Origin of the sequence: Botrimarina mediterranea (assembly GCF_007753265.1) — a bacterium.
GTDB classification, from domain to species: domain Bacteria; phylum Planctomycetota; class Planctomycetia; order Pirellulales; family Lacipirellulaceae; genus Botrimarina; species Botrimarina mediterranea.
The window spans coordinates 5,317,514-5,329,563 of record NZ_CP036349.1; the positions used below are offsets into that span (position 1 = coordinate 5,317,514).

General features: G+C 65.7%; 10 protein-coding genes. 7 read left to right on the plus strand and 3 right to left on the minus strand.

From position 1 onward, the window contains the following. Nucleotides 1–48: 48 nt before the first annotated feature. Nucleotides 49–1,239, minus strand: coding sequence for an amino acid aminotransferase (locus Spa11_RS20415; RefSeq protein ID WP_145116248.1), 1,191 nt, complete (start codon nucleotides 1,237–1,239; stop codon nucleotides 49–51). Nucleotides 1,240–1,549: 310 nt separating this feature from the next. On the opposite strand from Spa11_RS20415, the gene Spa11_RS20420 reads away from it, so the two are divergent. From Spa11_RS20420 to Spa11_RS20430, 3 genes are all read left to right on the plus strand, one after another. Beyond that, nucleotides 1,550–2,773, plus strand: coding sequence for an inositol-3-phosphate synthase (locus Spa11_RS20420; RefSeq protein WP_197529547.1), 1,224 nt, complete (start codon nucleotides 1,550–1,552; stop codon nucleotides 2,771–2,773). A 280-nt stretch (nucleotides 2,774–3,053) separates the two neighbouring features. Then, a complete protein-coding gene (locus tag Spa11_RS20425) occupies nucleotides 3,054–3,302 on the plus strand; it encodes a hypothetical protein (protein WP_197529548.1) in 249 nt (82 codons plus the stop codon). Between the two features lie 536 nt (nucleotides 3,303–3,838). Beyond that, nucleotides 3,839–5,215, plus strand: a complete 1,377-nt coding sequence (locus Spa11_RS20430; protein WP_231933054.1) for a DEAD/DEAH box helicase — start codon at nucleotides 3,839–3,841, stop codon at nucleotides 5,213–5,215. Between the two features lie 91 nt (nucleotides 5,216–5,306). Here Spa11_RS20430 and Spa11_RS20435 read toward each other — a convergent pair whose 3' ends face one another. Continuing rightward, nucleotides 5,307–6,386, minus strand: a complete 1,080-nt coding sequence (locus Spa11_RS20435) for an extracellular solute-binding protein (RefSeq protein WP_197529549.1) — start codon at nucleotides 6,384–6,386, stop codon at nucleotides 5,307–5,309. 121 nt (nucleotides 6,387–6,507) lie between these two features. Here Spa11_RS20435 and Spa11_RS20440 point away from each other — a divergent pair, with 121 nt between their 5' ends. Further along, entirely contained in the window at nucleotides 6,508–7,296 is a 789-nt protein-coding gene (locus Spa11_RS20440) for an MBL fold metallo-hydrolase (RefSeq protein ID WP_145116254.1), read from the plus strand. Nucleotides 7,297–7,376: 80 nt separating this feature from the next. On the opposite strand, the gene Spa11_RS20445 is transcribed toward Spa11_RS20440, so the two are convergent. After that, nucleotides 7,377–8,771 (minus strand): flavin-containing monooxygenase, encoded by a 1,395-nt coding sequence (locus Spa11_RS20445; protein WP_145116257.1) that lies wholly within the window; start codon nucleotides 8,769–8,771, stop codon nucleotides 7,377–7,379. Nucleotides 8,772–9,072: 301 nt separating this feature from the next. On the opposite strand from Spa11_RS20445, the gene Spa11_RS20450 reads away from it, so the two are divergent. The 3 genes from Spa11_RS20450 to Spa11_RS20460 all read left to right on the plus strand — a co-directional run bounded on the left by Spa11_RS20450 (nucleotide 9,073) and on the right by Spa11_RS20460 (nucleotide 12,014). Continuing rightward, on the plus strand, nucleotides 9,073–10,149 hold the full coding sequence (locus Spa11_RS20450; protein ID WP_145116259.1) for a hypothetical protein: 1,077 nt from the start codon (nucleotides 9,073–9,075) through the stop codon (nucleotides 10,147–10,149). 526 nt (nucleotides 10,150–10,675) lie between these two features. Beyond that, nucleotides 10,676–11,188: a helix-turn-helix domain-containing protein gene (locus tag Spa11_RS20455; RefSeq protein ID WP_145116262.1), complete on the plus strand. Its 513-nt coding sequence runs from the start codon at nucleotides 10,676–10,678 to the stop codon at nucleotides 11,186–11,188. A gap of 373 nt (nucleotides 11,189–11,561) precedes the next feature. Next, nucleotides 11,562–12,014: a DUF2262 domain-containing protein gene (locus Spa11_RS20460; RefSeq protein ID WP_145116264.1), complete on the plus strand. Its 453-nt coding sequence runs from the start codon at nucleotides 11,562–11,564 to the stop codon at nucleotides 12,012–12,014. Nucleotides 12,015–12,050 lie beyond the last annotated feature (36 nt).

Genomic DNA, 12,050 nt, shown 5'->3' on the forward strand with positions numbered 1-12,050 from the left:
AATTTGCCTCCCTGGAAGGGAGGGGGATGCAGCGCGCTTACGCTACTCTTAGAGCACCGACACGATCGCCTTCGCTAGCGCGTCGACATTCGTCGGCGTGATGCCCGCGACGTTGATGCGGCCGGAGCCGACCAGGTAGATCGCGTCGTGTTCGCGGAGCTTGGCGACTTGTTCTTTCGACAGGCCGCTGAACGAGAACATGCCGCGCTGCTGTTGGATGAACGAGTAGTCGGCCTTCGCGCCATGCTCCACGAGCTTCTCGACGAGCAGCGTCCGCATGCCGTTGATGCGGTTGCGCATGTGCTCTAGTTCGCCCAGCCACTGCTTCTTAAGGTCGGCGTCGGCTAGGATCGTCGTCACCAAGGCGGCGCCGTGGGCGGGCGGGTTCGAATAGATCGTGCGGATGACCCGATTCACCTGGCTCTGCACGATCGCGCGGCGCTCGGCGTCCTGCGAGACGAACGTCACGGCGCCGACACGCTCGCGGTACAGACCGAAATTCTTCGAGAACGAACTGCAGATGATCAGCTCGGCGCCGGGCGTGCAGAACTCGCGCAGGCCGGCGGCGTCCTCTTCGACGCCGTCGCCGAAGCCTTGGTAGGCGAAGTCGAGCACCGGCAGCACCTTCCGCTCGGCCAGCACCGCGGCGATCTGACGCCACTGCTCGATCGTGGGGTCGATGCCCGTCGGGTTGTGGCAACAGCCGTGCAGCAGCACCGCGTCGCCGGCGGGGAGCTTCTTCAGCGCGTCGAGGAAGGCTTCGAACGCCAAGCCGTTGGTCGCCGCGTCGAAGTAGGGAAGCGTCCCGGTCTTTACGCCCGCCGCGGCGAAGATGGCCGGATGGTTGGCCCAGGTCGGGTCGGTCATCCAGATCGTGGCGCCGGGGAAGTTCTGCTTGAGGAAATCGCCGACGACCCGCAGCGCGCCGGTGCCGCCGGGAGTGTGGGAGGTGCTCGCCCGGTTCGAGACCAGGACCTCGTGCCCGTTGCCGAGCATCAGCAGCTGCACCGCGGCGCCGTACTCGGGGGCGCCGGGGATCGGGAGGTAGGACTTGGTCTTCTCGCTGGCGGTGACACGCCGCGTCGCCTCGATGACCGACGGCAGGACCGGCGTGACGCCGTGCTCGTCCTGATAGACGCCGACGCCGAGGTTGATCTTCCCGGGCCGCGTCTCGGCCTTGAAGGCGTCGGTGAGGCCGAGGATGGGGTCAACAGGGGCGGCTTCGATCGACTCGAACATGGGAGGGGCCTGGCAGCGGGGGCGATAGGAGGGCGTCTGGGAGCGTCAGAGGGCCTGTCTACGGCTGGCTCGGCGCGGAAGGTCGGAAACCCGACACTTTAGTTCCACGGCCGGTTCGTCGGTAGCGGCGGGGAAGGAAGCCGCGGATGAACGCAGATAGAAGCGGATGGGTGATCGAGACGCCGACCTCCTTCTATTTGCCTTATCCATCTGAATGGCCTGCCGCTCACCTGATCTATATTGGCCTCCGGCGGGACGACATCCGCGTCCATCTGCGTTCATCTGCGGCTAAATTGAAAAAGGGAAATCGATGGCGGACGGGAAGACGGGCGTGTGGCTCATTGGCGCCCGGGGGGGCGTGGCGACGACGGTCGCCGTCGGCCTGGCGGCGTTGCGGCGGGGCGACGCGCCGGCTTATGGCTTGGTGACCGAGACCGCTGCCCTGGCGGGCGTCGATCTGCCGGCGTGGGATCAGATTGTCTTGGGCGGGCATGAGGTCCGCGGCGGGACGCTCGTCGAATCGGCCCGGGAGCTGGAAAAAGGCCGCGTTATTCCCGTCGGTGCGGCGGAGCGCTACGCGGACGAATTGGCGGCGGTCGATGCTAGCATCCGTCCGGGTGTGCTCGTGCGGAGCGGCAGGGCTATCGAGACGTTCGCCGACGCCGAGCACGTCGCCGCGTGCGCGACGCCGCGCGAGGCTGTCCAAAAAGTAGCCACCGACCTGCGCGCGTTCCGCGCTGCGCATGACTTGAAACGTGTGGTGATGGTGCTCGTCGCCTCGACCGAGCCGCCCGTTGATGAGGCGTCACTGCCGACCGAGATCGAGGCGCTCGACGCGCTGCTGGACGATCCTTTGAGCGACAGCCCGTTAGGCGATGACGCGGCGCGCTGCCCGCTGCGCGCGAGTTCGCTCTACGCGCTCGGCGCGGTCGAGGCGGGCGCGGCCTTGGTGAACTTCACGCCGTCCCGCGGAGCGAATTGTCAGGCAATCGAGAAAATATTTTTTCGCGCCGGTTTGCCCCACTGCGGCGCGGATGGAAAGACGGGCGAGACGCTCCTCAAGTCGACCCTCGCGCCGATGTTCGCAGCGCGTCATCTGCACGTCGATAGTTGGGTCGGGCATAACCTCTTAGGCAATCGCGACGGCGCCGTGTTGGCCGACCTCGACCACAAGAAGGCGAAGGTCCAGAGCAAGGAACAGCTGCTCGCTTCACTGCTCGGCGAGGCGCCGCAGAGCCACGTTTCGATCGAGTCGATCGATAGCCTTGGCGACTGGAAGACGGCGTGGGACCACGTGCATTTCCGCGGATTTCTAGGGGTTCCGATGACTCTGCAGTTCACGTGGCAGGGCTGCGACTCGGCCCTCGCCGCGCCGCTGGTGATCGACCTCGTACGACTGATGGACCTCGCGCTACGGCGCCAAGAGAAGGGCGCGATCGGCGCGTTGGCGGCGTTCTTCAAGAGCCCCCTCGGCGCCGCGCCGCGCGGGTTTGTTGAAGAGACGCAAACTCTCATTGAATGGGCCACACGCTAAGCGGCGAGCCGCGCGCTTTCCCTCGCCTCTGTCCTCTAAACTCTAGCCTCTCCTTCCGTCGCTAGCCTTGCCCGCTGTGGTAGAATTGCTGCAATTCATCTTGACGGCTAGCAAGGTCAATTGATTGAATGCGCGCAAACCTGGCGGTCTACGGCTGTGAAGCAATTCACGTCGTCCGCCGACAACATGGAAGACGCCGCACCCTCATTTACATGAGAGCGCGCCCGGAGGGCGCGGCGTAGTACCCACTGGGCGCCGCCAGGGATGGAGTTCAATTACGATGGCTGCTCCTAAGAAGACCGCGAAGAAGAAGGTCGCCAAGAAGGCCGCGCCGAAGAAGGCCGCCAAGAAGTCGACCAAGAAGAAGGCCGCCACCAAGAAGGCCGCCGCGCCGAAGAAGAAGGCCGCCAAGAAGTCGACCAAGAAGAAGGCCGCCACCAAGAAGGCCGCCGCACCGAAGAAGAAGGCCGCTAAGAAGTCGACCAAGAAGAAGGCCGCCAAGAAGCCGACGACCGCGAAGAAGGCCTGATCGCGGAAGGTCCGAACGACGGACCGATCCAAACGGCCAGATTGATCCACGCGGCGCGGAGGCGTCGCGCGAGGTCAAGGACGATCCGACCAGTCCGGCCGGGGGCCCCTTCGCGGGCTCTCGGCCGGCTGTCTGCGCTGACGCGAGGGGTTAGGGGTCGAGGGGCTGAGGGAAAGCGCTGCATGCGAAAGCGGCTGGCAGCGCAGCCCCTTAGCCCCTTAGCCCCTCAGATCCTCAGCCCCGACCCTCGGGCGTCAGCCCTAGCGGCGTTGCTTCTCACGCCTCTAGTGATTATTATTTAACCACTTAGAAGGCCTACATAGGCTTTTCTGAGCGTGAGTTTTGTAGGTTGCCGCTCTCGCGGGTTGCGTTGTCTGGGCCCTTCTGGCGTTGGACGCGGTTCTCCGACGTGGGGCGGTGGTTGGACGCAGAACCTCCCCCCCCACATTCGTTTGCCGCTTTTTTCTAGCGTCTGCCCCCATTTGGCAGGCAGCGAGAGAATCGTCGCGCAAGGACCCCCCGCATAGCAGGAACCCGTGGCGACAGCTCAATTGGAAGACACACTCACCGATAACGACACTTTCGAACTCGATCCCTCCGCCACCGAGCCCACCGTAACCGCACGGTTCGATGAGCTTGGTCTCTCGGAGTCGATGCTGGCGACGCTCGACTCGATTGGCTACGAGACGCCCTCGCCGGTCCAGGCCGGCGTAATCCCGGTCGCTCTCAGCGGCCGCGACGTGCTCGGCCAAGCCCGCACCGGCACCGGCAAGACGGCGTCGTTCGCGATCCCGATCCTCGAGACGATGGAAGACCGCGGCAAAGGCGCGCCGCCCCAGGCGATCGTCCTCGTGCCGACGCGCGAATTGGCCGTCCAGGTCACCGGCGAGTTCCAACGGCTCTGCGGCGAACGTAAGGTGCGCTGCGTCGCCGTCTACGGCGGCAAGCCGATCAAGGCGCAGATCTCCAAGCTCGAGCGCGGCGCCGACGTGGTGATTGGCACGCCGGGCCGGGTGCTCGACCACATCGGTCGGCGGACCATCGACCTGAAGTCGCTGCGGGTCGTCGTGCTCGACGAGGCGGACCGGATGCTCGACATCGGTTTCCGCCCCGACATCGAGAAGATCCTCCGCCAGTGCCCCGACAGGCGGCAGACACTGCTGCTCTCGGCGACGGTGGCGCCGCCCGTCAAGCGGCTCGCCGAGCGCTACATGCACGAGCCGACGATGCTCGACTTCTCGCCGAAGTCGAAATCGGTTGACATGATCGAGCAGCACTTCTTCACGGTCGATGGCGACCGCAAGTTCGATCTGCTCAATCGGTTGCTGGAGCGCGAAAACCCGTCGCAGACAATCGTCTTCTGCCGCACCAAGCGAGGCTGCGACAAGATCCACGAGCGGCTGAGCAAGAAGCGGAAAGGGGTCGGCTGTATCCACGGCGACCTGCCGCAGGGCGCCCGCGACAGCGTGATGAAGGCCTTCCGCGCCGAGGAGATCACCCTGCTCGTTGCGACCGACGTCGTCGGCCGCGGCATCGACGTCACCAGCATCTCGCACATCATCAACTACGACATCCCCCAGTCGTCGGACGACTACGTCCACCGCGTCGGCCGCACCGGCCGGATGGGCCGCGAGGGCGTCGCCTACACGTTCGTGACCCGTGAAGAAGGTGAAGAGCTCACCCGGATTGAGATGCTCATCAACAAGGTGTTGATCGAGGACAAGATCGAGGGCTTCGAGGCCGCACGGCCCGCCGAGAAACGCGCGGCAGCGGCCGTCAAATTCTTCGGAGCCGGCGTGCAGTCCGAGGCGAACGAAGAAGCGGAAGCCGCCGAAACGCCCGCCGAAACCGCCGCGCCGAAGCCCGCGCCGTTTGGTCGCCGCGGGCGGACGAAGCACCGCCGCGGGTTGTAAACCGCGGGTAGTAAGCACAATCGCGATTGAAAACGCGCCGCCTCATTTAGCCCCCGGTCATTGACCGGGGGCTATTTGCGTAGTTGGGCGTTTATCGTGCCGCGCCGAACTCCTCCGCCAACCACTGCGAGGCGTCGTCCCACCCCGCGGCGGCGGCGTTCCAATCGACCGCCATCGCCTTCACCTCGTCGGGTGTTTTGACCCGGCAACGGCACGCATTGTCCGACTTGCTGTCGCGGCTCAATGGGATCTGCGCGGTGGGGCCAATTACCAGGCGGCACTCGACCAGCGACGTGAGCAGAAACTCCGCCATCGCATGGCCCGCTTCGGGATTGGGAGAGCCCTCGATCATCGCCACCGTGTTGGGAATGAAGAGCGTGCCGGTGGCGCCGCCACCCTGGTCACGGGCCGCCTGGTCACTGGCCTGGTCATTAGCGCCTTCAGCCTTCGGCTGGTCGGGGTAGATAATCTCGACGGGCGCACCGCCTTCTTTGACGACCATCGCGTCGTCGGAATTGGTGAGGCCGAACGATAGCGCGCCGCTCGCCACGTCCTGGGCGACGCGGTTGCCGTCGGACACGATCCGGCAGTTCTTCTTCACGCCGGTGTAGAACTTCTTCGCCCTCTCTTCGCCCCAAGCGCTGAACAACGCCGCGGCATGCGCCGCCGACGGCCCGGCGAGCGGCTTGGCGACGCCCGCCTTGTCGTACCACTGCGGGTCGGTCAGCTCCTCGATGGACTTCGGCCAGCGGGGCTCCTTCACGAGGTTCTTGTTGACGATGATCACCCGCGCCCGGGCGGCAAAGGCGCGCCAGTCGTAGTCCGGCGAGCGGTAGGCGGCGTCGTACTTGGCGTCCGCCGCCAGCGGTTGCTGACGGAGCAGCCCGTCCTGCTTGAGCCGCAGGGTTTGCAGCAGCTCGTCGTTCCAGTACACGTCGGCCTGGGGTTCGTCGCGCTCGGCTTCAAGGGAACGGACCAGGCTGCCGGCGCCCGTCTCGTACCGGGGAATGACCTCAATGCCGGTCTGCCGGGTGAACGCGGCGAAGATCGGCTTGGCGACTTCCGCGCTGGTGGCCGTGTAGACGACGACCTGTTTGGGGACCTCCGGGGCGCAGCCCGAAGCGACAGCGAGGAGGAGCGTCATCCAACCGGCAAGCGTGCGACCCTTCATTGAACCATCCACGGCGATTCTGCTAGTTTTCGGCGCGGCTTGCCGCCGCCGATTTCGATAGACTCCGATCGACAAACATAGCCCGCCCACCGCCCCGCGGGACAGCCACACCCCTCGCCGCATGACCGCGCTAGCCGCCCCAAACCGCTCCGTGCTGCGTGTCGAGCTGCTCGGCTCGGGCGGCTACCACCCGACCGAACGCCGCCACACCGCGTGCGTGTTCTTGCCGGAGCTGGGCCTCGTGCTCGACGCCGGCACCGGGGCGTTCCGGCTGCACCAGCGCGCCGAGGCCCTCACGTCCAATCGTCTCGACGTGGTGCTGACGCACGGACACATCGACCACATCGTCGGCCTGACGTACCTGTTCTGGCTCCATCGCGGCAGTGAACCTGTCGAGACCGTCGTTCATGCGACGCCCGAAACGCTCGCCGCGGTGCGGGAGCACCTCTTAGCGCCGGCGTTGTTTCCGATCTCGCCGGTCACGAGATACGAGACGTTGAGCGAATCACTAACGCTCGCCAGCGGCGCGAGGCTAACGACCTTCGAGCTCGATCACCCCGGTGGCTCCGTCGGCTTGCGGATCGATCACGACGGCGTGTCCATCGGCTACGTCACTGACACCCGCCCGATTGGCGAAGCGGCGATCGAAGCGATCCGCGGCGTCGACCTGCTCTTGCACGAGGCGTACTTCGACGCGTCGCAGGCCGAGCTGGCCCACGACTCGGGCCACTGCACCGCCGCCGCCGCGGCGCGAACGGCCGTCGCCGCCGGGGCGAAACGACTCGTGATGATGCACTTCAACCCGCGCGCAAGCGAGGCGGACGAGGCGCGGGCGCTGGCCGAAGCGCGGGAGGTCTTTCCGACGGCGGAGTACGGCTGCGACGGGATGGTGATGACGATCTCTCGGTAGAAGGCGAGCCGTAAGCGTCAGCGCCCGGAGTGAAGCGGGCGCCAACTTCACTCCGGTCGCTGACGCTCCCGGCTCGCCGTTCATTGCCGAATCGCTCGCCGCAACCGCCGCCACTCACGGTCAAGCCTCCGACCGTAGCTGAAGTGCTCGACCTCCAACCGATGCCGTGGCGTGTCGAGGTAGCGGATCGGCCCGGCGCTGTCGGCGGCGCGTTTCTGCTGGCGGAAAGACTTTGCGGCGGGGGCGCCGGCTTCACTCGCCAAGAGGAACTGCGTCACGAGCCGCGCCTGGCGGTCCACGAGGCCCCACTGCCCGCTGTCGGGTTGGATCATGCCGAGCACGAACAGGTCGTCACACTCGGGGTGGAACAGGTTCAGATGCAGCCGCGGTCGGCCGTCACGCCAGTTGAGGTCGGCGTTGTCGATGAACGGGAACGAGAGCCGATAGCCCGTTGCGTAGACGATCGCGTCAAAGGCCTCTTCGTTGCCATCGACGTAGCGAACGCCGCTGGATGTCAGGCGTTCGACATCGGGCCGCACCTCGAGGTCGCCGTGGCGGAGTTGGTAGATCAGTTGCGAGTTGATCGTCGGATGCGTCTCGAACAACTTGTGATCCGGCCGCGGCAGTCCCGTGCCGTGCCGCGGCCCCTGCACTAGGTAGATGATCGCCCGCGCGAGGAGACGGCGGAGGCCGAGCGGCAGACGCCACCGCAGGAGCTTCTCCCCGACCGCGTCGATCGGCAGGCCGCGATAAAACTTCGGGAGAAAGTGGTAGCCGCGGCGGAGTGACAACCGCGTCGCGGCGGCGTGCAGCGAGCACTCTACCGCGATGTCGCAGCCGCTGTTGCCGCCGCCGACGACGAGCACGCGCTTGCCGGCGATAGCGTTGGGCGACTTGTACTCCCCCGAGTGGAGCTCAACCCCCTCGAAGGGGGCCGACGCATCGACGCGGCCACTCCAGGCCGGAAACGCATGGTCCCAGTTGTGCCCATTAGCGATCACCAGACGCCCGTAGCGACGACGCTGGCCCGACTCGAGTTCAACGAGCCAGCCGTCTGGAGATGAAGAGGCCCCCTCCGAGCGGGTGACGCGCCGCACTCCGGCGCCGAACTCGATGTTCTCGCGCAGGCCAAAACGGTCGGCGTAGCTGCGCAGGTAATCCAACACGAGGCGCTGGCTCGGAAACTCGGGCCAGTCCTCCGGCATTGGGTGGTCGAGGTACTCCGTCTGCTTCTTCGACGAGATCAGGTGCGTCGACGCCATCACACGGCTGCACGGCAGCTGGATGTTCCAGTTGCCGCCCAGGTCCGCCTCGCGCTCGAGGCAATCGACCTTCACGCCCGCCTCGCGCAAGTTCTTCACCATCGCCAGGCCCGACGTGCCCGCGCCGATAACGCAGACGCGGTCCTTGCGGTCTTCCACGGTCTCATTGACGGAGAGGGAGACGGGCTCAGCGGTCGCGGCAGGGACAGGCATCGAGTCTTAATGAAACACGGAAGCAACGGGGACCAACGCGGCGCCGCGCGCTCATCGCGGGCGGCGCCTAACTTACCCCGCTTATGTTATCGCGCCGTGTTGCCGTCCGCGCGGCGCCAACTGCCGCGAATGGCGGCGCTCAACGTTGACTTTCACCCGTGCGGACCGAATGCTTGGGCACGGGCGGCACGGGACAGGCCGCCACTTCTCGCACCGGCATTCTGAGCTGGGCCTTTCTCCTGGTTGCGGTGGTGGGATCGAGAGAGGGGCTAGGGCAAGAAGCCGGAGGAACGTCGCGTCTATGGCCAGGAAAGCGCCGGAAGCCTCTCCGCAAGAAACGAATCCCCCGCCACCACGCCGCAGCAGCCTGCTGGCCGAGCGCTACCGGCTCGAAGGGACTTACGAGCGCCTGCGCCGCGCGCTCATCTCGGGGCCGCAGGATGGCCGGCTCGACCAACCGCTGTCGTTCTGGGTGCTGCCGACCGACCGCCGGTTGCCGATCGCCTTCCTCGGCCGCACGCTGCGTGACTTGCTCGCGCAGCCACTCGAAGACTTAATGCAAACGCCCGGCGTGGGGCAGAAGAAGATCCTTGGATTCTTCGATCTGCTGCGCCGCGCAATCAAGTCCGAGTCGGCCGACAAGCCGTTCGGCATGCCGAACGACCTGAAACTCAGCGAACCGGCGCAACGCCGTGGCGTGGGCGCCGAGCCGGGGGCCGTCTCCGACGCGGTGTGGCGTGAGTGGTGCGACGCGATCGTCCAGGCCGGCTTCGGAGGGCACGCGCTCGGGCGCGTCGCGCCGTCGCTGCGGCCGCTGCCGACCGTCATCTGGGAAACGCCGCTATCGGACTACGCCGCCCGTTCGCTGAGCGACATCCGCTCGCTGAAGACCCACGGGGAAAAACGCGTCAACGCGATCATCGAGGTCTTCGGCGCCGTCTACGAGGCCGTCTCGACGGCCGTGCTGCACGAGGACCTCCAACTCGACCTGACGGCGCGGTTCGTCCCCGAAGTGAGCCGCTGGATCATCGCGCACGGGCGGCGGCCCGACAGGCTGACGGTCGCCGACGTGCGTGAGCACGTCGCCCGGCCGCTGGTGCGACAGATCGACCGCGACCTGGGTGAGCCGATGACCGAGCTGGTCGCCGAGCGCCTGGGTCTCGACCAACCCGCGCCGACGGTGAAGGCCCAGGCCGAACGCCTCAACGTGACCCGCGCGCGGGTCTACCAGCTGCTAGAGGACTGCGCGCGGGTGATGGCGGTCCGCTGGCCCGAGGGGCGGTGGCTCCTGGCGCCGCTGGGAGATAGCCCGGCGGACACCGAGCCCGAGGTCCTGGGCCTCGTGCACGCCCTGCGCGGGCTTTTCTACCCAGAGTGAAACTCTGTAGGAGGGGTCTCCAGCCCCCGCTTAAGCGCACCACGCGATTAGGGTGATAAGCGACGACATCTAGGAGGCGAGCCGGGAGCGTCAGCGACCGGAGTGAAGCGGGTACTCACGTCACTCTCCGGTCGCTGACCAGGATTATGCAAGGGCTAGCGGCGCGAAGTATGGTCGGTGGTTAAATCCAAGAAGCGTAAGCGCCTTGTGTCCCCCTCCACCGCTTTCGGGGGAGGGGCTAGGGGAGGGGGTTGGAACCCTGGTACCCGCTTCTGCACCCTCCCCTAGCCCCTCCCTCTGAAGAAGGAGGGGGACACAACGCGCTAACGCTTCTTCTACTGCCCAACCTTGAACTGCTAGCCATTGCATAATCCTGTGACGCTCCCGGCTCGCCTTGCAACTGCTTACCGATTCCACCTGGCGACCGTAATCGGGGTCTGGAGACCCCTCCTACAGGCAGTGGCTCGCCATCGGGGTTTGGCGGTGTGTATACTCGTACACACCCCATCTTGCCCGGACGCCCCGCATGGCCCTCCCCGCCGCCAGCCGCTGGTCGATCGTCGCGCACAACGTGCGTCGGCTGATGGCGCGCGACGGGCTCACCTACGAAGAGGTCTGCGAAGCGACCGGCCTCGATGCCCGCACGCTCCGCGGCGTCCTGCGGGCCGCCAAACGCCCGCACGCCAAGACCCTGCAAAAGTTGGCTGAGGGTCTCGGCGTGACGCCCGACGAACTGTTCGCCGGCGACGAGTCGGCGGCGCGGGCCGAGTTCGACGCCGCCACCAACCCGGCGATCGAAGAAGCGGTCGAGGCCGCGCCTGACCTCTTCGACGACTGGACCCCCAGCGACTTCGGCGAGCTAGCGAGCCGCGTCGGCGCCGGAGGCGCGCTTACACCCCACGGCGTTCGCATGGCGGCGGAGCTCATGAACGCCAACCGCCAAACCATCGACCGCGCCCGGATCGTGCTCGAGAGCCGCGAAGCCGAGGCGTTACGCGTCGTGATCGATGCGTTGTACGAAAGAGCGACCGCCCGGTAGTGTCCGCTGTGCGGACCGCTCTCAACGAGCCGGAACTCTTAAGTCTCACAAGAGCATAGAGCCGGAAGTGTTTGGATCAAAACCCGAGTGCAGGCTTCGCTTCGCTGAACATTAGGCTGCATCGAACGATGAAGCCGACGCGTTTTCGGAGCTCCCGAATCCGACAGAGGTTGTGACAACCGACGCGCGTTGGGTCTCCATGAGCGCTAGGTAGGGGCAGCTTTTCACGCAGTGAATGGGGCGACAACCGCGCAACCCTCAGCTATGATTTCAATTGCGGAGATTCCCAGCCTGAGCGTCAGGCCGCACATTTGCGGTCTACAGGTGATAGGCAGAGACTTCCTATAACCAAGTCCGTCGGCGGAGTTCTTGAATGGCCTCGGACATCACCCATTCGGTTCTCGGCAAACTCACATGGTCCGCTAACCTGTCCTGCTGGGAAGGAAAGGTCGAACTCCGCCCTGGATACCCGATAAACTTGGGCATCACGACTCGGATGGATCTCGAACCAACACACAATATCGACGAGCTGCTACGATCCGCCGTCGAGATGCTGGAATGGGCTCGGCGTTCTGAATCAGTCTGCCGCGAGCGAATCGCGGAGGAGCTGCTTGAACCTTACAATGACACCTGGGCTCCAGAGGACGCGCCCGCCCCCATGAAACGCGGCGAGTTTGTTCAGCGGGTAACGCCGAATTCACTCACTCGCGATATTGATGGCAGTGGGTTCTTCTACTGGGCCGATGATGACATGTTTGCCGGCCATTGGATCGAGCTTCGATTCCGCAAGGACTACACGATTTCCGAAGTCGGCTTGGCAGGTTGACGGCTCCGAGTCCGCGCCCCGGCGAACCAAGCGTTG